A 22,297-nucleotide genomic window follows, 5' to 3' on the forward strand; every position below is an offset into this window, starting at 1 on the left:
CTGACAGAGAAATAGAACTTTAGTGTCCACCCTCAATCTGAACTCAGCAGCGTGCCTGTGATCGGCAAGTTCAAATCGGAATCTCTGACCGCCGCGGGCCTGTCAGTTCTGCTGGCGATTCTATTGTCAGCCTGCTCGCAGCCTACCGAGGAGGCGGCGGAAGAGAAGATCGCCGCGGTGGTCGCGCTCACAGCGGATCCCGCGAACAACGCCGTTATTCCGCGCACCGCGGATGAGTTGAAGGCGGCGCTTCAGGTAATGGATATGTCCCGCTCGCCGGTCATCGCGAGTCATTCCAACGTGCAGGCGCTGTCGAATGTGAGCCGGAATCTGTCGGATGAAGGGATCGACCGCATCGGTGCATCAGGTGGGGTCACTCACGTTGCGCCCCTCAGAGGCTATCTGTTCAACTCCGCCGATCCAGCAATGGATGCGAACATTAGATCCGCACGACGGGATGCCGGTGTGAAGGAAGACTACCTGTACCCCTTCGAGCTTTACTGGGAGATCGATGATCCCGAGGCGCAGGCGAAATTCCTCGGTGCCGTCAGCGAACTGATTGGTCCGGAAAGTCTCGATGACATGCTCGACCACCTCGACTACATCGTAAAGCGCATCGGTGTTGATCATGTCGGGATTGGAACCGATTTTAATCATGGCAGTGAGATCCCCGGACTCAGAGATGCCAGCGAAGCGTTGAATGTGCGGATTTGCAATTTTTTCCCCGGCTGAAGTTATTCCCGTAAACTGTCTCGATACCCACATAGAGAGATTCAACGTGCAATTCGATGATGTCCTCCTCGGACGCCGCAGCATTCGAGGCTACAAACCCGACCCGGTGCCGAAAGCGCTGATTAAAGAGATTCTGGCGCTGGCAATGCGCTCACCGTCATCGATGAACACCCAACCCTGGAATTTCACTGTCGTTGCTGGCGAAACCCTGAATCGTATTCGCGCGGGTAACACGGAACGTAATCTCGCAGGTGTGCCTCATTCGCGTGAGTTTCGCATCGGGCAGGCCTTTGCGGGGCAACATCGCGACCGCCAGGTTGGGGTTGCCAAGCAATTGTTCGCGGCGATGGGTATCGCGCGTGAAGATAAAGAGGGTCGTCAGGATTGGGTGCTGCGGGGTTTCCGCCAGTTTGATGCTCCGGTTTGCGTGATTATTACTTATGACCGCGTGCTGGCAGACAGCGATGACACTGCTTTTGACTGTGGCGCAGTAACCACAGCGCTGGTAAACGCGGCCTGGTCGCGAGGCCTGGGAGCAGTGATTAACAGCCAGGGCATTATGCAGTCGCCGGTTGTACGCGAGCATGCACAGATCGCAGACGATCAGGTGATCATGAAGGCAGTTGCCCTGGGTTGGCCCGATGAAAATTTTCCTGCCAACGCGGTGGTGTCAGAGCGTAAAAGTGTTGACGAAGCTGCACGCTTTTTAGGCTTTGATGACTGAGCGGCGAAGCGGAATTCCAGAGCATCCGGGAGTTCGGGAGCGGAGTATTATCGAGGGCTGGACAGGTGAAGAAGACTCAGGGGACGAAGTGGGGAATTGTACTCGGCGCGTGCTGTCTGCTCGCCGGCTGCGATACGGATTTTGAAGCCTACCTGGCGACTACCGGTGGAGAGCCCCGGGTAACGTCCGAGTGGCCGACCTACGGTGGTCCGGGTGGCCGGAAGTTCACAGCGCTCGGCCAGATCACCCGGGAGAACGTGGAGGATCTGCAGCTGGCGTGGACCTACCGCACCGGTGACGCCGAAGACGTGTTCCAGGCCACGCCGGTGCTGGCAGAGGGGCAACTGCTTTTCTGTTCTCCGTTCAACAGAGTGGTGGCGCTGGATCCTCTGACGGGCGGCGAGCTGTGGGCATTCGATCCACAGGTGGATCGCAGCCTCCGCCCGGCCAATGAGTTCAACTGCCGCAGCGTCACGCCCGCGCGCACTGCCGATGCCGAATGTCCCGCGCGGGTGTTCATGGCCACCAACGATGCCCGCCTGATGGCGCTCAACACCCTCACCGGGGAGCCGTGCCGCACTTTCGGCAACGCTGGAGAGGTGGCGTTGGACACGGATGTCGGCCACATCAACTGGGCCGGAGAGTATCAGGTGACGTCACCGCCGGTGGTGGCCGGGGATCTGGTCATTGTCGGTTCGGCGGTCAGTGACGGCGGACGGGTCACCGCACCGAGCGGTGTGGTGCGCGCATACCACGCGGTGACCGGCGAACTGGCCTGGGCTTTTGATCTGGCGCCTCCCGGCTATGAGCATGACACACAGCCGGTCAGCAGTGCAGGGTATGCCCTGGGTACCCCCAACGTGTGGGCGCCCATGGTGGTGGACGCCGCACGCGACATGGTGTTTCTGCCGACCGGGAATCCTGCGCCGGATTATGACCGCCCGCGGGGCCTGGACATGGCTTACTACGGGTCTGCGGTGGTGGCGTTGCGCGCATCCACGGGCGAAGTGCTCTGGCACTTCAATACCGTGATCAGGGACTTCTGGGACTTCGATGTCCCGACCCAGCCGGTGCTGGCGGATCTGTCGATGAGCGGCACGCGAATACCGGCGCTGATTCAGGCCACCAAGATGGGGCATGTGTTCGTGCTGCATCGTGAAACCGGTCAGCCGCTGGTGGATGTCACATACCAGGCAGTCCCGGTTGAAGGACCGCTTGCGGATCGGCTGTCTGACGTGCAGCCCTTCCCGCCACCCGCATTTCAGACCTCGCGCAGCTACACCAAGGGTGCATCGCTGTTCGGCCTGTGCGACGACATGGACGAGGAGAGCGTGGCGGGACCTGTTTTCACACCCATTACCGAGCAATGGACCATCGGCCTGCCGAGCAACATGGGCGCCATCAACTGGGGTGGTGTGGCGGTGGATGAGCAGCGTGGACTCATCGTGGTGAACACCAACAGCGTGCCGTTTCGAACCAGGCTCATTCCGCGAAAGGGCGCTCAGGACCTGCTGACCGTGCTGGAAGACAGCGATGCGGATCCGGAAGCCCGGCGCGCGGCGCGACGGGAATTCGAAGCCCGCTACAACCTGCCGCCGGGTGCCGAGATTGCCCCTCAGGTCGGCGCGGAGCATCTGATGTCCCGCCACCCTTATCTGGACCCGCTGGTCGGTGTGCCCTGTTCCGGAGCGCCTCTGGCGGAGATCATGGTCATCGACATCAACCAGCAGGCGCAGATCTGGCGGCGCCATCACGGCACCACCCGGGAAATCACATTCATTCCCCTGCCTCTGGGCATGTCGGGTATGGGCGGGCCGCTGCTTACAGACAGTGGCCTGATCTTCATTGGTGCGGCGGCGGAAAGGATGCTGCGTGCGTACGATGTGGATACCGGTGATCAGCTCTGGCAGCACGAACTGCCGTTTCCGGGCAATGCCACGCCGATGAGTTACACGGTGGACACAACAGAAGGACCGCGCCAGTTCGTGGTGATCGCCGCGGGGGGCGATGCACGGGCCGGCATCGGCGGCGAGGGCGACTATCTGGTGGCGTTTTCGCGGTAGGTTTTTACGCGGTAGCGTTCAGATTCTATCTCGATTTGTCGAGAGTGGACGCCCAGAACGTGGCCCACTCGTTAAGCAGGGTGTCGCGGAGCGGGTCGATCGCCACCCCCCGCTGAACCATGGACAGATAATACAGCCAGGCACCAAACACACTGATTGCCAGAGCCGATATCTTTTTCCGTGACAGACCCTTCGCTGCCGGCTTCCCCCTTATCCACGTCACCAGCGCACGCATCATGTCCGCGTCGAGTTCACTCTGCAGGTCAGCTCCGAAATCGAGGAGGCGTATTTCCTCGATAAGCCGAGCATAGGGTTTCTGCCGTATCACGGCTTCTTCATATTTCAGTGCGATCGCGATCAGTTCCGATCGCGTGTCTTCATAGTCTGCCAGCCTGTTGAGGCCGAAACTCTCCGGCGTTTCCGAGATGTAGGTTCTGGCGATCTCCACAAGAAGCGCCTGTTTGCTTTCAAAGTGGCGGTAAAAAGCACCCGCACGCGGTACCAGCCCCGCTTCGGTTTCGATGCGCGCTATCGAGGTTTTCTGATAACCATGTTTGGCGAACAACTCGAGCGCTGCCTGCATGATCCGATCTTTCGTATTGACGCTGGACATATAACGATGTTATTTATACGTATATCAATGTTATTTTCAATGTGAAATGTATGCCGGCCAGGAGGAAATGTCCAACATGACTGATTCAACCCTGTCCGTTGAACGCGGCGTTCCTGAGTTGACTCCGACAGAATGCTTGATTGATTTCGCAATCGTGTTTGCGGTGTCGGGCCTCGCCTTTTTTCTTGAAGACATTGCTATTGCCCGAGGTTGGATACCCTTTGGCGCGGAAGTACGTGGCGCGACCTCCATGGTCGCCGGCGCTATTGCTGCAATCTGCGTTGTGCTGACTCGTGGCGGGACTTTCTCCGACCTGGGGTTCAGGCGGCCAGAGCGCTGGAAACTGGTTCCCCTGCAGGTTGCCGGTGTCCTCGGTGCTTTCATTGCCGTCCAGCTTTTGGCACCGCTGCTTGTTTCATCGTTCATCTCCCTGCCGGAACCGGATCTGTCTCGATACGATTCGATTGGCGGCAATCCGGGCGCCGCCATCGCCATGGTGCTGATTCTGCCGCTGACCGCATCTATTCCCGAAGAGATTATCTTTCGGGGATTTCTCATAGGTCGGCTTACAGAAATTCTCGGGCGGAACATTGCCGGATCCGCGATAGCGGTCTCTGTTCAGGCACTCGTCTTCGGTGCGTTTCATTTCCAGTGGGGCGTCGGCGGCGTGATCTTAACGGTCATGATGGGAGTTGTCTGGGGTATTGCCTATATGTTGTGCGGCCGCAACCTGTGGATCGTCATTCTTGCGCATTCAACAGGTCACATCCTGTTTGTCTTTCAACTCTATCTGGCGAAACCGGTCGCCTTCTAGCCTGATGCCACGCAAAACAACCCATGTGCTTTGAAACTCTTATCTTCCCTGTTTCAGCTTTAGTTTCTGTCTACCATATCCTTTCCCAGCCGACGCCAGGTTAACAGGAAGAACAATGAACTCGCGGCATATAAGAACGCCATGATGACCATCGCCGACTGCAAGCTCTGGGCGTAGACCGCACCGCAGACATTCTGCAGATTTCTGCTTAGCTCTCCGATAGCGCGCGGATGGCACTGGTTTCGGGCCAGTTCCTCTGCTGCAACGCCGAGTTCAGCCACACCGCTGGTAAAGAAAATGTCAGATGTATAACCAATGAACAGCGGTCCAAAGCCGTACCCAAATAAATTGGCGATGAACAGCAGCACCGCCGTTGCCATCGCACGCACACGCATGCTTACGACCCCCTGGCCGATGGTGTACTGCGCGGCTATATAGCCGTACTTCACGAATCCGCCGATGATCAGGCCGATGGCGGCAAAGAGCAGAGTCTCCGTGGTGAAGGCAAACACATAGAATGGGATCGAGATGGCTAAACCCAGTGCCGGTACCCAGGCGATGGCACCCGGATGTTTTTTGTAAACTCTGGTCGCAAGCCACCCGGTAGCAAACGTGCCGAGGGCAGCTGACAACGCTACTGGTGTGTTGATCCAGATTGCCGCTTCACCGGTTGTGATTTCGTGAGCGCGTACCAGGAAGATGGACTGAAACGAGGAGATTCCGTAACCGCAGAATGCGGCAATCGTGGCGCCAGCCGTCATCAGCCAGAACGCGGGCTTCGTCGTCAGTTCGCGGATCGCTTCGCGCAGCGCAATCGGTTCTTTTGATTGCGTACTCTTCGGGTCAGTAAAGCCGCGTGGCGGCTCTTTCACCGTCAATTTGAAAACCACGGCAATCAACAGGCCCGGCAGGCCGACAACAAAAAATGCAGTTCGCCAGTCGAATGCGTCTGTCACCCAACCACCGATCAGGTTGGCAAACATCCCGCCGAGCGTTACCCCCATAGCGTAGACGCCAAGCGCCTGGGATCTGTCACGCGGGGCATAATAGTCGGCGATCAACGAGTTGGCCGGTGGTGTACAACCGGCCTCGCCGATACCTACACCGACACGACACATCAACAGAATCCAGAACGCACCTATGGTGACCGAGCCAATGGTAACTTCGGTTGCGAGCCCGCATAGCGCCGTCATCAGAGACCATAGCGCGACACAGACGGTCATGATCCACACACGGTGAGCCGCATCCGCATAACGCGCCAGCGGAATACCCACGATGGTGTAGAGAAGGGCAAAACCGAAACCAGTAAGAAGGCCGAATTGGGTATCGGAAATACCCAGCTCGGGCACAAGGTCAGGACCGACCACTGCGAGCAGGCCGCGGTCGACAAAGTTCATAATGTAGATAAGCGTCAGGGCTGAGAGCACATAGGTTCGGTAACGTTTAGTACCGAACCCTGCAATTCGGCCGGGCGCTTTACCTTCTTCGTGGACGGCCACTGCTGTCATTGGAACTCAGTATTGCCTAAGACGAGTCCAGTCTCGGTAGTACGCCTGGTATCGTCAACCGTTTCACGACATAGATTCGTTTTGATTGAGTTGCGATGGTTGCTTGTGACTGTCACACGGCTGCGACCACGACCTGGGGGTCGTGTTTGACCCCAAGCGCCTCATGGCGGCAGAAAACGAACGCTGCGAATGGTCCAAGCTCTCCATGCGCCTTGCTGAGGTCAGATTCCAATAGGCAAATGGACCAAGTAAATCCGGCAGGTCAATCCGGCTTGCATAGCAGTTGAAAGACCTTGCCAGTAGGGGACGTTGACTAACCACCGCTGGAACTCCGATAGGCGCATTGTGGTGGCCTGAGGCGGTCTTTAACTCTCGGGCATCGATCGGTCCATTGTGGTTTACTCTGCCAACCGCGGTACCCGCAGTCCCGGCGGTATCCGCGAAACCGTACATTTGCACGCCTAGGCTTTCTACTGAGAGCTGGCTCCGGCTGAGATAAAGGAAACAGAAATCGGTCGGGAATGAACGGTAATCCTCCATCAGCTAAACCTTCTGGTCGTAAGCGTTCTTCGGTGCTGTCGATTGCGGAATTTCGATGGTTGTTTTTTGGCAACCTCGGTTTTTTCTTCGCCATGAATGGTCAAATACTGACCCGCACGATTCTTGCCTGGGACCTGACGGGTTTGGCCCAGTCGCTTGCATACGTCAATCTGGTTGTTGCTGTCCCGATGATATTCATGTCGATGATTGGGGGCGCGATCACCGACAGGGTTGAGCGGCGCCAATTGGTGATTGTTGGCCAGTGTCTGATTACCGCCAATGAGCTGGTGATCCTCAGCCTTCTGTTGACGGGCCATCTGGAATTCTGGCACCTGCTCGGTACTGCATTTGTTGCCGGATGCGCCTTCCCATTTATTATGCCCGCAAGGATGGCGATCACCGTCAATGTCGTGGGTCAGTCTCGAATTCAAAGTGCAATGGCGATTTCAAGTGGCGCAATGAACCTGAGTCGCGTGGCCGGTCCTGCCCTGATGGGTGTGATTGTTTCGCAGTATTCGGTTGTGGCTGCTTACATCGTTGCTTCAGCGCTTTATGGCTTTGCCGTGTTTTGCATGTTGTTTGTTAAGCGCAACACGGCGATACAACCGGTGGGAGGCAACAAACCACTGTTCGCCGATATTGCCTACGGATTTCAGTACATCAAGGGCAATAGGCCGGTGATGGTGTGTCTTCTGTTTGGTCTTGTGCCCATGTTTCTGGCGATGCCATTTCAAAACCTGTTGGTGATGCTGGTGGAACAGAACTGGCAGACGGGGGAAAGCGGGCTCGGGATTCTGATGGGTGCTGGCGGTGTCGGCGGTGTGTTCGGTTCGATCTGGATTGCTGGACGCGGCGACAAGACTGAGAGGCTGCGGTTGATGATCACGACCGCCATTGGGTTTGCCTTGTTTCTTGCGGTGTTCACTCAGACGAGTAATTTCTATCTGGCACTGCTTCCGCTGGTACTGGCGAACCTGTGCGCCAGCGCATTCCAGACAGTCAATAATGCGACCGTCCAGATACTGGTCGAGGACAACGTCAGGGGCCGCATGAGCAGCTTTATGATGATGTCGTTTGGACTGACGCCATTGGGTGTGTTTCCCATGGCGATAGTCGCCGACCACTATGGAGCAGCGACGGCGATTCTGGCAGCTTGTATTGCCCTCGTGCTGATGACCGCCGCGTTTTTAATGCTCAGCAAATCCCTTCGAGCCATCGATAGCACGGTGGGAATTGCGGTGGACAAAGTCAACGCGACTTAGTTTAAAAGCACAGTCAGGGTTACCGACGAACGTATTCGTAAGCACGCTTCTTCGGGTGGAATCGCCTGGGCTGCCCCTGCCCACTGCTATGACAGTGCCGGAAAGACCGCGCGCCAAACCGATGCGCGATCGGCTTCGAGATCGTCGACCACTGCAGGTTCCGTATCCCATCGCATGACCTGACGCGAATCCGCACCCCATGCGGGCCAGCCCGGATCGCCGGTCCTGGCGAAGCGGATCCAGGCGTCCTGCATCGCCACGGCAAGCGACCCAGGCGGGTTATCACCAAGCATTCAGCGCATGCCATATGCCATTTCAAGATGGTTGAACACGAATGGGATGTCGAGGGCGTGGGATGCACGCATGAGCCCACCGTACGCCTGGCTACGGCTGCGACCAATGGTCGCTCCTGGGTTTTGCTCAGAATTGGAGGTGGCGCAATCAGAAAAATGGTCGGGACGGCAGGATTTGAACCTGCGACCACTTGACCCCCAGTCAAGTGCGCTACCAGACTGCGCTACGCCCCGATTTGCCCGATTTGTGCGGCGCGGAATCATAACCGAACCCGGAGGAGGGGGAAACCCGGAGGGGAAGCCGAAGCCGTGAGCGAGAGTAAACCCACCCCGGTGATGTCCTGGCCGGCCAGTCTGGCTGAGATTCCCGTGCCGAGGGCCGTTTCTCTGGCCGCGCTGGTGATTGTGAACCTCATCCCCCTGGCTGGCGTGCTGTACTGGGACTGGGATGTGGGGTCCGTGGTGATTCTCTACTGGTCAGAGAATCTGGTGATCGGCGCCTACACCATCCTCAAGATGCTGGTCGAAAACCGATTCGGCGGGCTTTTCCTGAGCGCCTTCTTCCTGATCCACTATGGCGGGTTCTGTGCGGTGCATGGGTTGTTTGTGCTCGCCATGACGCAGCCGGAAATGCCGGACGTACTCTCGGACATGAATTGGCCGTTTGTTTTCGTATTCGTCGAACTGCTGGTGAAGGTGATCGGCCACGTGCTGTCGATCGCGCCCCAGGAGTGGCTGATCGGCTTCGTGGCGTTGTTTGTCAGCCACGGCATTTCGCTGTGGCTCAACTACTTCCGGGGCGGTGAATTCCGAAGGCAAAGTGTTAAAGATCTGATGAGCGCTCCCTACAAACGGATCGTGGTGCTTCACATCGCCATCATCGCCGGTGGCTTCGGCATCATGGCCCTGGGTTCTCCGCTGGCCCTGCTGCTATTGCTGATCCTGCTGAAAACGGTCATGGATGTCTGGCTGCATCTGCGCGAGCGGCGGCGACAGGCACCGGCGTCAGTGGCCGCTGCCGGCTGATACATTCCGATACGGACGGCTTTCCCAGGCTCCCGGTACCATGCCGCATGACCTGGCGACTTCCCGCAGCCCTGGCTCTCTCCCTGCTCCTGCACCTGATGCTGCTCTGGTTCTGGCGGACGCCAGCCATCGAGAGCGAAGTCAGGCGCACCATCGAATTCGAGATGGTGGCGACTCGACCGGATGCGCCGCTACCGGAACCGGAACCCGCGCCGGTGGAGCCACCGGTGCCGGCCCCCGTAACTCCCGTAACGGAAGAACCACCGATACCTGAACCGCTGGAACCGGAACCTGTGCAACCGATGGAAACCGCTGCACCGGATCCGCAAACCCTGGTGGATGCCGCACCTCTACCCGCCGAGGCAACGCCGCTGACCGACCCGCCGGCCGGCGTGGTGCTCAACCTCAATCCACCCCCCATCTGGGACTCCCTGATCGATCCGGAGGACTCCGCTGGGCCGAATGCCGGCTTCGAATTCAACCCTGCCTTGTGGGAGGCCGTGACCGAGCGGACACGGGTGCGCGCGCGTATGGGTCTGCTGTCCGCCCGGGAGCGCGCAGTCTATGGCCTGTCCGCTGAGGACTACGGGCACACAGGCGCTCTGGGTGAGGTGGTAAAGGTCGACGGCCGCTGTTTTTCCCTGCAGGACACCCCCGAACTGGGTTCGGAGCCCCGCTGGTGGATGGTCAAGTGTCAGGACTCCCGGGCCAGCCCTTTCGAGTTGAAGCCCCTGGACACGGACGCCAGGGGCAGAGCCATCGCGGATTGAGCCGGCACGATGGGATCGCGCCGGCGGCCAGGCCTCCGAATCACCGCCCCTGGAATTCCGCCTTACGCTTCTCCATAAAGGACTTCATACCTTCCTTGAAGTCTTCCGAGGCGAACAGGGGCAGCAGCTGCAGATACACGTGGTGCACGTGGTCGTTGAAGGTCTCGTTCATGCCCATGCGCATCATGCGCTTCGACGCCTGCACCGCCAGCGGCGCGTTGCCGGCGATCTCCCGGGCCAGCTGGTTGGCCACGGTGTGGATATCGGCGGTGGGCACTACCCGGGAAACGAGCCCGAGTGATTCGCATTCGTCCGCCAGCAGGGTGCGTCCGGTGAAGATGATCTCCGCTGCCTTGGACCAGCCCAGCAGTCGCGGCAGGATCCAGGTGCCGCCGGACTCCGGCACGATGCCGCGGGCGGTGAAAGCGGCGGCCAGTTTGGCGTCCTGAGCCATGAGCCGGATGTCGCAGCCCAGGGCCAGGTCCATGCCGTAGCCGGCCGCCGAGCCGTTCAGGGCACAGATGGTCGGGGTGTCGAGATTGTGCAAGACGGTGGGTGGCGTATTACGCAGGTCCAGATTGCCGCCGCCTGAGGACTGGCCCCCACCTCCCAGGCTTTTCGTGCCTGCCTGCAGATCGAGCCCGGCACAGAAGAATTTGCCGGTGCCGGTGATCACGATAGCGCGCACCTCCCGGTCCGCCTCTGCCTTGAGCAGATTGCGTGAAAATTCAGCCAGCATGGGCCCGCTGATGGTGTTGCGCTGCTCGGGGCGGTTGAAGGTAATGGTGGCCACATGGTCGGCGACCTCGTAGAGCATGCCGTCTTCGGCCTGGGGCGGGGTGGCTGGTTCTGCCATGACATTGCTTCCTGTAGCTGTATTCGTGGGTGACACGCTACGAACTCGCTGTGCCGAAAGCAAGGCTGGTGAGTGCCGCTGCACACTTCAGGTCAGAAAAGGGTATTCGACTGGCGAACCCTGGATGCGGCGACTAGATTTAAGCAAAGGAAGTTGGAACCTCGGTATGCCGGACCACAGACAGCCTGATCACAGACGGCCCGATCATGAAGAGCCGCATTACAGGCAACTGCATCAGCAGCAGGGCCTGATCGACATTCTCGAGATCTACCACGCCCGCCAGGCCCGGGATCAGATTCTGAAAAACCTGCGCCGTCTGCATTGCACGGATCCGCGGGATCCGTTCAGCGATCCAATCCGCCGGCGCGAAACCCGCGGATACTATGAAGGCATGCTGCTCATGCTGGGAGAACTGCTGCACGAACTTGGCGACACCCAGCCGCTGATCTGAGCTGGTCGTCCGGTCAGCCGGGTGGACAGATCAGGTGGCGCGTCGCTCCGGCATCTTCTCCTCAGAGATGTCGTAACCGGCTTCCGCCGGAATACAAAGGTAGGTGCCGTCGTCACGTCGCTCGGTCCAGGGCAGTACGCGTACCGGCGCCTGCCTTGCGGCTGAGGCCAGGGCTTCCGCGACGGAGGTGCTGCGAGCGAGTTTTTCGATATTACGCAGGGTCGGAAAGATCACCGTGCGGGTTCCGGCTGCAGCCTCCGCGAGCGCCTGGGCTGGTGTAATCCACACCGAATCCACCGACTCATGACCATCGTGCACGGCCAGATGATCGGCCGGCGCCGCGGCCAGGAAAAAGTGGGTGTCAAAGCGCTTCGGCATCATGTCAGGCGTGACCCAGTGGGCATAGTGGGTCAGCAGGTCGCAGGCGAGGCGCAGCTTTTCCCGTTCGACAAATTCCCGGATGCTGAGCGCGCCTTTGTGCAGCTGATCCCGATAGGCTTCGAGTTCCGCCAGACGCCCACCGCTGATCAGGGCACTGTTGCCAGTCTCCCGGGCCAGCAGCACGCCGCACTCTTCGAATGACTCCCGGATCGACGCAACCTGGATGGCGCGCATGGCCTCGGTATCTGCCGCGCCGTCCAGATAGGGGATGAGATCCGGGTCGAAATCCGCCGGATCCGCTTTGCCGCCCGGGAATACCAGGGCACCGGACGCGAAATCGATCTGGTGGTGGCGCACCACCATGAAGACCTCCAGGCCCCGGGGACTGTTCCGGAGCATGAGGATGGTGGCTGCCGGTACCGGCTCGGAAGCTGATTTATCGGTCATTTGCCCGGTCACTCAATCAATTGGAGAAGCCATGCTGTTGAGCGGCATTCAACGTCCCGCCACATCGGTAATGAACCGGTCGAGCGTTGCGATCTTCTGCTCCCTCGGGCCCAGAGTGAAGTCCGGCACGATCAGCTCGTCCACACCCGCCGCCGCGTAAGCCTGCACGATGTCCTTCACCTCGGCCGGAGTGCCGATGATGCTCGCCTGCTGGAGTTTCGCTTTGCGCATCTGCTCGACATAACCCGTGTCTTCGCTCATGAACAGTAATGCCACCGCAGTACGTTTGATTTCCTTTGGATTGCGGCCGATCGCGGCACAATGTGCATCGAGTATGGCCATTTTCTGCCTGAGGGTGTCCACCGTGCCCCAAACGTTCCACTCGTCGGCATGTTTTGCGGTGATCTTCAATGTGACCTTTTCCCCACCACCGCCAATCAGCAGCGGCATCGGCTTCTGCACGGGTTTGGGTTCGAGGGAGGCATTGGTGAGCTGATAGAAGCGGCCGTCGAAGTTCGATTTCGACTCGGTGAACAGGGAACGGATCACCTGACAGGCTTCGTCGAGTCGGGCGAGTCGTTCGGCAACGGTGTAGAAAGGCAGTCCGTACTGGGTGTGTTCGTTTTCCTGCCAGCCGCTGCCGAGACCGAGCACCACGCGTCCGCCGGTAATGTGGTCGAGGGTGGCGGCCATTTTCGCGAGCACGGCGGGGTGACGGTAGGTATTGCCGGTCACGAGGGTACCCAGGCGCAGTCGTGGCACACTGGCGCCCAGTGCGGCCAGAGTCACCCAGGCTTCAGGCCAGGGGGCGCTGGTGTCCTCCGCATTGGGCATGAAGTGGTCGGCGTACCAGAGCCCGTCCCAGCCGGTTTTTTCCACATGCTGCGCGAGTTCCAGCACATCCGTGTAACTCTGACTTGGGTTCGGCCAGAAACTGAATCGCATGGAACTCTCCACCGTAAAAGTGAGGCATGTTCGCTTAAGCGATCTGCTATGGCAAACTCCAGGCGCTCGCTGGCTTCTGCGGATTTCGTCGCTTCCCCGGCTCTGATCAGCCGGAACTGCTCTACGGCATCCTTCGGGAACACTGGGGCAGGGGATATGTGAGCGAAGCCACCCGCAGGGTGCTGTGCTATGGATTCGAAGATTGTGCCCTGCAGCGAATTGTTGCTGCGACCGACACCCTCCATTGCGGCTCTGTGAGGGTACGCCAGCGACTCGGCTTGTCTTTCCGCGAGCGACGTGAATACCATGGGCTGGACACGGTGTTTTACGAACTCGTACGCGAGGATTTCTCACAGTGAACGTCGGAATCATGACGGTGAACTTTCATCTCAATGGATGTCGTTCGCTGAAGGAGAAACGACAGCGTCTGGGCGGCCTGCGCGAACGCTTCGGCAAGGCGGTAAACGTCGCTGTCTGTGAGAGCGGACATCAGGATTCCCTGCAGCGGGCGCAATGGAGTTTTGTTGCAGCAGCAGGCACTGGTGTTGTGGTGGAAAAGATGTTGACTGAGATACTGACGGGGCTGGAACTCTCTGTGGATGCGCAACTGGTCGGTGTGGAACGGGAGATACTGCGGTGAATGTTCAGGGATATTTCTGAAGATGGCCTCTCTGTTTGTCGTCTGTGCTGTTGCTGTCATGGCCTTTGTCTGGATTCGCGGTGCCCGGCGTAACCGGGTGCGCTGGCTCGAACGCCTGCAGCTGCCAGGTGCCTGGGAATGCGAGACGGTGTCGAGCAGGCTCGAGTTCAAAGGTGCAACGGATGCAGGCAGGTTTAATCTGCGTGAGGCGGGGCGGGACGAATCGGGTGACTGGCATCTCGAAGGCCACACACTTTTTCTGACCCGGGAGGGTGGTGAGTCGGTGGCATACGATCTGCGCTTCTTCGACGATGGCAAGATCGGCATCGATGGTGCGGGTCTTGAAAGAAGGATTTACCTGAGGGTGAAGTCCAACGTGGTACCGCTTCGTGGGGGGCAGCACCATTGACTGTTTCTGGACGCTTTCCGTGAGCGTGTGAAGCCGCGGGGATGCGAGGCCGCGGGGGGAAGACTCGATAGAAACTCAGGTTGTCGTGCGGCGGTCTTTCACATCCGGATGCCGACGGGGGGCGAAGTCTTCGGCGGTGCGTTCCGGGTTACGCCGATCCGGCTGACTGCTGCGTCTGTCGGCGGGGCCACTGCGACGCTCCGAGCCGGCATGGCCCGACTGCGAAGGCTGTTTTTCTTTCTTTTTATCTGCCTCTGCCGCTCTGCCGTGCGCTTTCTCTCTCTCTTTCTCAGCCATAGACCCTGTGACTCACTATCTTGAGTTCATCGCTTCAGTTCATCGCCCCGGCTCTCTGACTCATCCGGTGACTCCATGCCCCGTTGACTGCTCTTAATGACTGAAGATTGATGATCGATGACCATCCGCGCCAGCCGGGAAAAAGCGATCGGATTTTACCATCAATCCGCTGCGCCGGGCCATCTGTGGGGTACAATGCGCGGCTTTCCAGCTGGACTATTCAAGAGGCTCGCATGACATCGCTGCGAGTCGACGTGCAGGAACTTGTGCGTCGACTATTGAGGCTGGTGCCCGGGGCTGCCGACATCGACTGGTCGACCTCCCCAGCCGCCGTCTGGCGCTCGGACAGGTGGGGTGGCCGGTTCATCGCACACAACGATCTCGACGATATCTCGCTCGACGATCTGCTCTGCATTGATGATCAGAAAGCGGCCCTGATGCGTAATACCCGGCAGTTTCTCGAAGGCGCCCCGGCAAACAATGCACTGCTGTGGGGAGCTCGGGGCACCGGCAAGTCCTCCCTGATACATGGTCTGCTGAACGCCTGCCATTCCAGAGGACTGCGGCTGGTGGAGGTGAGTAAGGAGTCTCTCGGCGGGCTTGCAGATATCGTGCAGGTCCTGAGTGGCCAGCCCTACCGGTTCATCCTCTTTTGCGACGATCTCTCCTTCGAAGCGGAGGATGCGTCCTACAAGTCGCTGAAGAGCGCGCTCGAAGGATCCGTGTTCCGCTCTTCGGACAATGTGCTGATCTACGCGACCTCCAATCGCCGTCACCTGCTCCCCGAGTATATGACGGACAACGAACAGGCCAGTTTTGTGGGCGGCGAACTCCACCAGGGCGAGGCGGTGGAGGAGAAGATCTCACTTTCGGATCGATTCGGGCTGTGGTTGTCGTTTTATCCTTTCAAACAGGACGCCTATCTGCAGGTAGCGGAATACTGGGTCGGTCGGCTTGCCGAAAAACACGCGATCGATCTGCGCTGGGATGAGGAGGCGAGAGCCGTCGCTCTGCGGTGGGCGCTTGCGCGGGGGGTGAGGAACGGTCGCACAGCCCAGTACTTCGCCCGGGATTGGGTAGGCGGCCGGATTCTCGAACGGTAGGTTGATCCGGATTTCCCGGACGGACCGAGCCTGATGGCGACAGATGGTCGCACGGGCTCGGCCTGAAGTATCTCGAATCGGACCGGGTTTGCTTGACGTCGTAGGGGTGGATTCATAGAATTCGCGGCCTCGTTTCAGGTCCCCTTCGTCTAGAGGCCTAGGACTCCAGGTTTTCATCCTGGCAACAGGGGTTCGACTCCCCTAGGGGACGCCACTTCCTGTTGTAATTAACTGAATTACATGGGTATTTTCTAGAATCAACCGCCCGGGCCATGTTTGGGGCTATACCGGTGCGGTGGATGGATGGGCTGGTCAGATCCAGATCAGGTCCAGACAAGCAGAGCTTCCGATTCGCCGTCGCCCGGAGCAGTTCCGGTGAGCTGATTACAAGAGCTGACGGAATGGGGACTGCCGCCAGCCTACTGGATGCTTTCTGGATGTGACCCAATTAAACAGCGAGTGGGAAATGTGAAATACACGCTCTGGTTCTAGTGGCGGATTGTGGTTGCCGGCGCGTCTTCCGCTGAAGATTCCGTTCCATCTTCTTCTGAAGACGCATCTTCCGCTGAAGACGCACATTCCTCTTCCGCCGCCCCGCTGCCCTCAATCGGCCGACAGTCCGGCCGCGCGAAGTAGTAGCCCTCGGCGGTCGCCCGCAGCCTGAACCCGCCTTCATGCATCTGCCTGTGGTGATGGCTGCAGAGCAGGATCAGATTATCGAGGGTGGTTTCTCCGCCGTCGCACCAGTGCCGGATGTGGTGGGCGTCCAGCCAGCGGCTGTGATGGCAGCCGGGAAACCGGCAGCTTCGGTCCCGCGCCGCCAGGGCCCGGCGGATGGCGGTAGGCACGGTGCGCTGTTTGCGGCCCACATCCAGTACTTTCTGGCCGTCCTTGAGGATCGGCACGAGAGACCCTTCACAGCACAGACGCCGGATGGTGGGTAAGGGCAGGTCCGATTCGCCGCCGGCGCCGGATAATGCCTGCGCATCCACATGGACCAGGACCTGGTAGTCGGCGGCCGTCGAGTCAGCGGCCGGGGTTGAACCGCCATCTGCCACCCTCGCCCGCGCAATCAGCTCCATAAACGCATCCGCCCGGGCGGCTGCGGTACCTCGAGCAGGATCTTCCGGCAGCGTCTCCACCATCTGCGTCAGTGCCTGTTCTACCAGAGCAAAAGCCTCGGCCGGCAGTTTCACCAGGATCTCACCCGAGTGGGGATACAGCGCCACCGACCGCGCCTCATGATCCCGCCGCGCGATCTGACCAGCCGTGCGCTCATCCCCATGGCGCAGTCGCTTACAACACTGCTCCAGCTGCTCCGCCGTCGAGGTCCGGGCATAGGCCAGCAGGTCGGCTTCGTTCGTCTCGTCGGCGACGCGCGTGAGCGCCCGGACCTGGGAGTAGGACAGTTCACCCGATTGGAACGCGGCATCGATCAGAGGCACGAACCACAGCGCTTTCGCGACTCTCAATTTCTCTAAAGCGGTGGTCCGCGACAGCTTGAGTTTGAAGTCGAGCCACTGGGCACAATCGGTGCAGCCATAGGCCTGCCAGCCCCGGCGCAGGTCGAACTCGCGCAGCAGGCTCAGGAAGCGATGTGTGGCCCGGGACACATCGAGCCAGCTCGACTCGAGGGCGGATTCCAGATCATCGATGGGACCGAGGCGGACGATGGGCGACAGGCGATCGGTGTTGGCGAGAAACTCGGCACTGGGCAGCGGGGTGTAGTGAGACATGGGTGGCTCCGGTGGAATCAGATACTGTATGTATGTACAGTATTCTACACCCGACAATCATAAAACCCAATGTTTACATTGATAAAACTGTTTGGGCATTCCATCAGCAGACTATTCAGCTATTGGGTACTCAATACTCACCCTGATTTGTTTTGTGCGCATTTTGCGATTATCCAAGTCTCTGGTGGGGCGATGAAATGGTTGTCGCCCTCTCAAATGCCGGTTTCCATCATGGCTACAGCGCCGAACGCCTGAGGGTACTTCAGCGCCAGGCGCGCACCGCCTGAACCACCTATCGAGATGCCGGTGATGACGGTGTGAGACTGCTCCCGGCTGACCGGATAGGTGAGAGAGGTGAGTCCGATCACCTCCTGCGCCATGAAGGGCAGCAGCAGCGGGAAAGTCTGCTCGCCTGCAGGTTCCGGAATCAGTACCGCATATTCGACATCCCGGCCAGCAGCCTGGCTGTTGAGCGTGTTGAAGGATGGCCCGGCGGCGATTGTGAAAGATGCTGCAAGCAGGGCCACGATCAGTATTGAGATCTTCATGGCTTGCCTTCGACAGGCAGCAGGACGTTCCTGTCGGAAGCCATTCAATGGTAAGCGTCGCGTCGGCACCATCACTGGAAGCGGTTTTCGCCGGTGCCCGGGCTGGCACTCCTATTGGCGACGTCGTTGAAAATATGCTCCGACACAGCCCGGACTCCGAATATCGTCCATCCGGTCGTGGCAGCTTCCCGTGCGGTCAGTCTGATTTCCCAGAGGACCTCCGGCGGGGTTGTGTGAGTGTATTCCCGAGCCCGCGTCCACTGGCGAAGGCGAAAGCGGGTGTCCCAGGTCACTTCATCCAAGCCCCGGGAGTCCAGCAGTGCACCGTCACCGACCAGAATGTTTCCAGTGACCGGCAGTTCGCTCACACTGCCCATGGCGACGGCGACGACTTTCTCATCACCCGGAATTTCCGATGACCACACCTGGCGGGCAGTTCGATGGATCTCGTCGATCTGGTACTCCACCGCACGACTCCATGTCTGGGCGATGGGCGTCGGTGGATCCGGCGGCCTTGCCTGGTAGTTGCCGTTGTCAAACATCAGCAGTGTGCCGCGCTGCGTCAGTACCGGTGAATGCTGATGCCAGAACCAGCGGTCACTGTCCTGCAGGGCGATGAGTCTGTCTGTGAGGTGATGGGGCCAGCCGCTCGGCTCGCCGAATATCCAGACAATCTTCCCCTCGGCCCTGTCCACCTTGATCAATGCGCTCTGGTAGCGGAAATTGATCAATAGCGATCGATCCCTGGGATCGAGGACGATGGCGTTCGCGTGCGACCAGTCGATCGTGTTCGCAAAGCCGCGACGTCCCCAGTACGCCAGATCGGTTTCATAACCGATACGCAACGGATCCAGATGGTCGAACGCATTCCAGCGCCACTGCACCGATCCGGCGCGGTCAAAAACCACCACCTCATCACCCATCACCCCAACTGGCCCACCAGGCAGTCCGGAAAGCGATTCGACGTCATAGGAATCGAATTCACGACGCACGGGAGTCAGGGCTGCAATTGTCGTTTCGTCGATCCGATTCACATCGTGATGAAAGCCCAGTGCTTCGACGTGAACGCCGGAATGACCATCCTGGGCTGTGGGCGACGCATACCATGAGGAAATCTCGTTACCCAGCCAGTCGATGTGAACGATTCGATGATCTTGGGTCAGATACAGGATGCCTGGGCCCTGATCGCCATCTTCCAGAATATTGAAGTCGCTGATACGGGAGTCGGTGCGGTAGTACCAGATGGGTCTGCCGTGCGCGTTGACCATCACGAGCAGGCCGAAGGATTGTCCGAACTCGCGCTCAGCCTTGTCGCCCATGGCAGTCTGCCTGGGTAACTGCCGGCGAGGATTGAACAATCGAAAGCCGGGTTCCATTCTTTCCTGATTGACAATGGGCGCGACGATCTGTGGAAAATCCTCCGGTGCATGCGGGAGGGACGGGGCGAGATAGTCGAAAGTAGTGGAGACGCTGTCATCACCTGCCACTGCTGTAACGTGGACCTGGTGAGACTCGCCGGCGACGAATCCGAGCAGCGGTACGTCGAACAGCGTCGCCTGATTGAGGGTAACTGGACGCAGGCGTCCAGCGGATCCTTCGATGACCACAGTCAAAGTGGCTGCCGGTTGAACTTCGACATGCAGGCGGGCGACCAGTGGTGCGCTGGCATTCTCATTCGGAGTGAGCGTGGGTGGTTGCACGAACTGGACAGCGGCGTGCCCGTGAAAACTGGCAAGGGCGGCAACGAAGCCGATGGTGGTGGCGAGTCGCATCTTCAGCTATCCAGGTGCCGGAATGTGGACGTGGTGATTATGGCAGTCTGCGCAGATTTCTGTCTGCTGGTGAGAATCCCCCGGCGTCGCGCTGGCGTCTGATCCCGGGAGCCACACTTCCCGGTGCCGGTTGCGATACCCGGACCCGGGAAATGCTGCTTGCAGTGGGTCAACAGATCCAGATACTGCGATTGGGAGCCAGTTCTCGATTCCTGTACCGGGTGTGATTAAGATAGCGCCGCATTTCACCGGAGCTAAGATATGAATCGAATTCTCGGATCGGTCCTCTGCAGTACCCTGTTCCTTGCCGGGACTGCCAGCGCGGCAATGAACTACACCTATCTCGAAGGTGCCTATGTGAACTCCGAAGTCGATGTCGGGCCTTTCGACGTGGACGGTGATGGGGTTTCCATCGGCGGGTCCTTTGCTGTAGTGGACAAAGCCCATCTGTTCGGCTCCTACACCACCCAGGATTTCGACTTCGGTGTCGACATCGACGTGATCCGGCTGGGAGGTGGCATCAACCTGGAGCTGAGCAACATGCTCGATTTCGTGGCCACCGCGGCCTATGTGGATGTCAGCGTGGATGGCGGGTCTGACGACGACGGTTACGAACTCACCGGCGGTCTTCGCAGTCAGCTGACCGACCAGTTTCAGCTCGATGGCCGCATCGCGTATACGGACCTCGGAAATGGCAGTGATGACACCTCCTTGCTGATCGACGCCCGCTTCTTCGTGGTCGAGTCCCTGGCGATTGCCGGTGGAGTCGAAATCGGTGATGACGCGACCACCTGGAAAATCGGCGTGCGCTGGGAACTGCCCCGCTGACCTTCAGTCGGCTGGCGGCTCAGAAAGACCTGGAGAGGGCCGAGTAGAGGGCGAAGTCGGGCATAATGTCCGAGAATGCATCCTCTACGATGCCCAGGGTCAGATTCCAGCCGCTGCCGGGAAAGCGCACATTGGCCCCCACGCTGAGCTGCACTGTGTTGTCGCCCAGCGTGGCGAGGCTGCTGTCGTAGTAGCTGCCCGCGGCCTGTAACTGGGCCAGCAGATCGACGCGATTACCCAGGGCCAGCCCGATCTGAATGCCACCGATGGGTACGGTGCGCTTCTGCAGCTCGCTCAACACCTTGCCATCACCCAGCAGAAGTACACCGGCATGGGCCGAGACGGTGAGGTTCGCCCGCTTCAGCGAGGCAGTGTCCGTGTACCCGATCCCCAGCGAATAGTCCGCGGCACCGCTGCCGCGCAGATGCTGATAACTTCCCGTGGGCAGCTTAAGGCCTCCATGCAGGGTCAGCTTTCGACTGTCATCGTCTGCAGCCAGCAGCTGATAGCGGGCGAAGAGCGCAATGTCACCAACACCCGTACTGCTGTCTTCGATCCGAATCCGTACATCGCCCCCCCGCTGATAGATGAAGTTGAGCTGGTTTCTGGCACGGACATTCCGCTGGGCGTTGGAGGCGCCGATGATGTCGTGCCAGTCTTCTACCGTTGCATCGAGGAACCCGCCGCTGGCGTGCAGGAGCGGAATAGTGGCGCCGATTTCCCAGTCGTCGCCGAGGCCGCGGGTGAAGGTCAGAGCCAGCCGGGTTGTTTCGCCGTCCAGCTCGAGCTGTTCAAAGCCGTTGCCGGCGGGCTCGGTGTGGCTGGTCAGGGTCACCACACCGCGGATATCCCAGGTGCCTGCCGGCTGGATAGAACCGGCGAAAAACTCCGGCCGACCGAAAATCCGGGTGAAGGGATTGTAGGTGCCGGTATGGAATATCGGCTCTTTCGCAGATGACGACGAGCGCGCAGACAGGTCAGCGACGATATCCGACGCTGCCCGGGTGGTCCCGCCCAGGGTGGCAGTCAGGAGTAGCAGAGCGCTCAGTGCTCTTTTCATGAGCTCGATCCGGTGTTGGCGAACGTGCTGATCAGATATTGACCGAGTCGTAAGGGAGATAACCCTCAGCCTCCAGCATTTCGATCTCTTCCGGTGCAAAACGAACCGGCTCGATGAATGCTGGAATGTCGTCGGGTCCGATGGCGTTGTTCTTCATCCAGGTCTCACACATGCGTACCTCAATCATCCGGTATGCGTCCAGGCGCGCAGCACGATCGATGAGGGTTCGATTGTTCAGATAGTGATCGCGGGTGAAGGAAAAGGCTTCATCACCATGGAGGATCACGACCACCGGATCGTCGGCAGGCAGGGACTGGTCCAGTGACTGTTCGAGCGTGGTGAACAGGTTGTCGAGATCGTCCCGATTCTGTGGCGAAACCTCCAGAAAGAGGCGCTCTGCGGAGGAGGCCGGCAGTGCAGCAATCAGCAGGGCCGCGAGTAGCATCGATCGGTTCATGCGGGGATCTTAACGTATACTC

At 59.3% G+C, this 22,297-nt stretch carries 25 protein-coding genes and 2 tRNA genes; 14 read left to right on the forward strand and 13 right to left on the reverse strand.

The genetic code is table 11. The features are described 5' to 3' along the window. Window positions 1–57 precede the first annotated feature (57 nt). The 3 genes from R3E82_02370 to R3E82_02380 all read left to right on the forward strand — a co-directional run bounded on the left by R3E82_02370 (window position 58) and on the right by R3E82_02380 (window position 3,519). Window positions 58–732, forward strand: a complete 675-nt coding sequence (locus R3E82_02370; GenBank protein ID MEZ5549715.1) for a membrane dipeptidase — start codon at window positions 58–60, stop codon at window positions 730–732. A 46-nt stretch (window positions 733–778) separates the two neighbouring features. Then, a complete protein-coding gene (locus R3E82_02375; protein MEZ5549716.1) occupies window positions 779–1,456 on the forward strand; it encodes a nitroreductase in 678 nt (225 codons plus the stop codon). A 65-nt stretch (window positions 1,457–1,521) separates the two neighbouring features. Then, entirely contained in the window at window positions 1,522–3,519 is a 1,998-nt protein-coding gene (locus tag R3E82_02380; protein ID MEZ5549717.1) for a PQQ-binding-like beta-propeller repeat protein, read from the forward strand. 25 nt (window positions 3,520–3,544) lie between these two features. Here the strand turns inward: R3E82_02380 and R3E82_02385 are convergent, their stop codons facing one another. Then, window positions 3,545–4,132 carry a TetR/AcrR family transcriptional regulator gene (locus R3E82_02385; GenBank protein ID MEZ5549718.1) on the reverse strand — a complete coding sequence of 196 codons (588 nt, stop codon included), beginning with the start codon at window positions 4,130–4,132 and terminating at the stop codon, window positions 3,545–3,547. 76 nt (window positions 4,133–4,208) lie between these two features. Here R3E82_02385 and R3E82_02390 point away from each other — a divergent pair, with 76 nt between their 5' ends. Further along, on the forward strand, window positions 4,209–4,946 hold the full coding sequence (locus R3E82_02390) for a type II CAAX endopeptidase family protein (protein ID MEZ5549719.1): 738 nt from the start codon (window positions 4,209–4,211) through the stop codon (window positions 4,944–4,946). A gap of 59 nt (window positions 4,947–5,005) precedes the next feature. On the opposite strand, the gene R3E82_02395 is transcribed toward R3E82_02390, so the two are convergent. After that, complete coding sequence (locus R3E82_02395) at window positions 5,006–6,454, reverse strand: MFS transporter (protein ID MEZ5549720.1); 1,449 nt, start codon at window positions 6,452–6,454, stop codon at window positions 5,006–5,008. Window positions 6,455–6,975: 521 nt separating this feature from the next. On the opposite strand from R3E82_02395, the gene R3E82_02400 reads away from it, so the two are divergent. Continuing rightward, the gene (locus R3E82_02400) at window positions 6,976–8,256 is read left to right on the forward strand and encodes an MFS transporter (protein MEZ5549721.1); all 1,281 of its coding nucleotides are present in this window, start codon (window positions 6,976–6,978) and stop codon (window positions 8,254–8,256) included. Window positions 8,257–8,342: 86 nt separating this feature from the next. Here the strand turns inward: R3E82_02400 and R3E82_02405 are convergent, their stop codons facing one another. Both R3E82_02405 and R3E82_02410 read right to left on the reverse strand, forming a co-directional pair. Beyond that, a complete protein-coding gene (locus tag R3E82_02405; protein ID MEZ5549722.1) occupies window positions 8,343–8,549 on the reverse strand; it encodes a hypothetical protein in 207 nt (68 codons plus the stop codon). 157 nt (window positions 8,550–8,706) lie between these two features. After that, window positions 8,707–8,783, reverse strand: a tRNA-Pro gene (locus tag R3E82_02410). 75 nt (window positions 8,784–8,858) lie between these two features. Here R3E82_02410 and R3E82_02415 point away from each other — a divergent pair. Both R3E82_02415 and R3E82_02420 read left to right on the forward strand, forming a co-directional pair. Further along, window positions 8,859–9,575, forward strand: a complete 717-nt coding sequence (locus R3E82_02415; GenBank protein MEZ5549723.1) for a DUF6498-containing protein — start codon at window positions 8,859–8,861, stop codon at window positions 9,573–9,575. Between the two features lie 47 nt (window positions 9,576–9,622). Then, window positions 9,623–10,345, forward strand: coding sequence for a hypothetical protein (locus tag R3E82_02420; GenBank protein MEZ5549724.1), 723 nt, complete (start codon window positions 9,623–9,625; stop codon window positions 10,343–10,345). Between the two features lie 40 nt (window positions 10,346–10,385). Here the strand turns inward: R3E82_02420 and R3E82_02425 are convergent, their stop codons facing one another. Beyond that, window positions 10,386–11,201 (reverse strand): enoyl-CoA hydratase/isomerase family protein, encoded by an 816-nt coding sequence (locus R3E82_02425; GenBank protein MEZ5549725.1) that lies wholly within the window; start codon window positions 11,199–11,201, stop codon window positions 10,386–10,388. A gap of 166 nt (window positions 11,202–11,367) precedes the next feature. Here R3E82_02425 and R3E82_02430 point away from each other — a divergent pair, with 166 nt between their 5' ends. Then, entirely contained in the window at window positions 11,368–11,652 is a 285-nt protein-coding gene (locus R3E82_02430) for a hypothetical protein (GenBank protein MEZ5549726.1), read from the forward strand. A gap of 30 nt (window positions 11,653–11,682) precedes the next feature. On the opposite strand, the gene R3E82_02435 is transcribed toward R3E82_02430, so the two are convergent. Beyond that, the gene (locus tag R3E82_02435; GenBank protein ID MEZ5549727.1) at window positions 11,683–12,480 is read right to left on the reverse strand and encodes a hypothetical protein; all 798 of its coding nucleotides are present in this window, start codon (window positions 12,478–12,480) and stop codon (window positions 11,683–11,685) included. Window positions 12,481–12,528: 48 nt separating this feature from the next. Beyond that, on the reverse strand, window positions 12,529–13,437 hold the full coding sequence (locus R3E82_02440) for an LLM class F420-dependent oxidoreductase (GenBank protein ID MEZ5549728.1): 909 nt from the start codon (window positions 13,435–13,437) through the stop codon (window positions 12,529–12,531). 29 nt (window positions 13,438–13,466) lie between these two features. On the opposite strand from R3E82_02440, the gene R3E82_02445 reads away from it, so the two are divergent. The 3 genes from R3E82_02445 to R3E82_02455 are packed head-to-tail and all read left to right on the forward strand — an operon-like array spanning window position 13,467 to window position 14,474. Further along, the gene (locus R3E82_02445; protein MEZ5549729.1) at window positions 13,467–13,784 is read left to right on the forward strand and encodes a GNAT family N-acetyltransferase; all 318 of its coding nucleotides are present in this window, start codon (window positions 13,467–13,469) and stop codon (window positions 13,782–13,784) included. Beyond that, window positions 13,781–14,065: a DUF503 domain-containing protein gene (locus tag R3E82_02450; GenBank protein ID MEZ5549730.1), complete on the forward strand. Its 285-nt coding sequence runs from the start codon at window positions 13,781–13,783 to the stop codon at window positions 14,063–14,065. The genes R3E82_02445 and R3E82_02450 overlap by 4 nt, the downstream gene beginning before the upstream one ends. A 22-nt stretch (window positions 14,066–14,087) precedes the next feature. Beyond that, window positions 14,088–14,474 (forward strand): hypothetical protein, encoded by a 387-nt coding sequence (locus tag R3E82_02455; protein MEZ5549731.1) that lies wholly within the window; start codon window positions 14,088–14,090, stop codon window positions 14,472–14,474. Window positions 14,475–14,549: 75 nt separating this feature from the next. On the opposite strand, the gene R3E82_02460 is transcribed toward R3E82_02455, so the two are convergent. Then, the gene (locus R3E82_02460) at window positions 14,550–14,771 is read right to left on the reverse strand and encodes a hypothetical protein (GenBank protein MEZ5549732.1); all 222 of its coding nucleotides are present in this window, start codon (window positions 14,769–14,771) and stop codon (window positions 14,550–14,552) included. A gap of 233 nt (window positions 14,772–15,004) precedes the next feature. Between R3E82_02460 and R3E82_02465 the strand changes: the two genes are divergently transcribed. Together R3E82_02465 and R3E82_02470 are read left to right on the forward strand one after the other, a co-directional pair. Next, a complete protein-coding gene (locus tag R3E82_02465; GenBank protein MEZ5549733.1) occupies window positions 15,005–15,874 on the forward strand; it encodes an ATP-binding protein in 870 nt (289 codons plus the stop codon). 138 nt (window positions 15,875–16,012) lie between these two features. Next, window positions 16,013–16,088: transfer RNA gene (locus tag R3E82_02470), tRNA-Glu, on the forward strand. 274 nt (window positions 16,089–16,362) lie between these two features. On the opposite strand, the gene R3E82_02475 is transcribed toward R3E82_02470, so the two are convergent. The 3 genes from R3E82_02475 to R3E82_02485 all read right to left on the reverse strand — a co-directional run bounded on the left by R3E82_02475 (window position 16,363) and on the right by R3E82_02485 (window position 19,930). After that, window positions 16,363–17,610, reverse strand: coding sequence for a DUF222 domain-containing protein (locus tag R3E82_02475; GenBank protein ID MEZ5549734.1), 1,248 nt, complete (start codon window positions 17,608–17,610; stop codon window positions 16,363–16,365). 212 nt (window positions 17,611–17,822) lie between these two features. Next, on the reverse strand, window positions 17,823–18,158 hold the full coding sequence (locus R3E82_02480) for an alpha/beta hydrolase-fold protein (GenBank protein ID MEZ5549735.1): 336 nt from the start codon (window positions 18,156–18,158) through the stop codon (window positions 17,823–17,825). A gap of 71 nt (window positions 18,159–18,229) precedes the next feature. After that, entirely contained in the window at window positions 18,230–19,930 is a 1,701-nt protein-coding gene (locus R3E82_02485; GenBank protein ID MEZ5549736.1) for an aryl-sulfate sulfotransferase, read from the reverse strand. A gap of 261 nt (window positions 19,931–20,191) precedes the next feature. Here R3E82_02485 and R3E82_02490 point away from each other — a divergent pair, with 261 nt between their 5' ends. After that, window positions 20,192–20,758, forward strand: coding sequence for a hypothetical protein (locus R3E82_02490; GenBank protein ID MEZ5549737.1), 567 nt, complete (start codon window positions 20,192–20,194; stop codon window positions 20,756–20,758). Between the two features lie 19 nt (window positions 20,759–20,777). Here the strand turns inward: R3E82_02490 and R3E82_02495 are convergent, their stop codons facing one another. After that, entirely contained in the window at window positions 20,778–21,818 is a 1,041-nt protein-coding gene (locus R3E82_02495) for a DUF3187 family protein (GenBank protein MEZ5549738.1), read from the reverse strand. Window positions 21,819–21,849: 31 nt separating this feature from the next. After that, window positions 21,850–22,275 (reverse strand): hypothetical protein, encoded by a 426-nt coding sequence (locus tag R3E82_02500; GenBank protein MEZ5549739.1) that lies wholly within the window; start codon window positions 22,273–22,275, stop codon window positions 21,850–21,852. Window positions 22,276–22,297 lie beyond the last annotated feature (22 nt).

This window comes from Pseudomonadales bacterium, from assembly GCA_041395945.1.
GTDB lineage: Bacteria > Pseudomonadota > Gammaproteobacteria > Pseudomonadales > Azotimanducaceae > SZUA-309.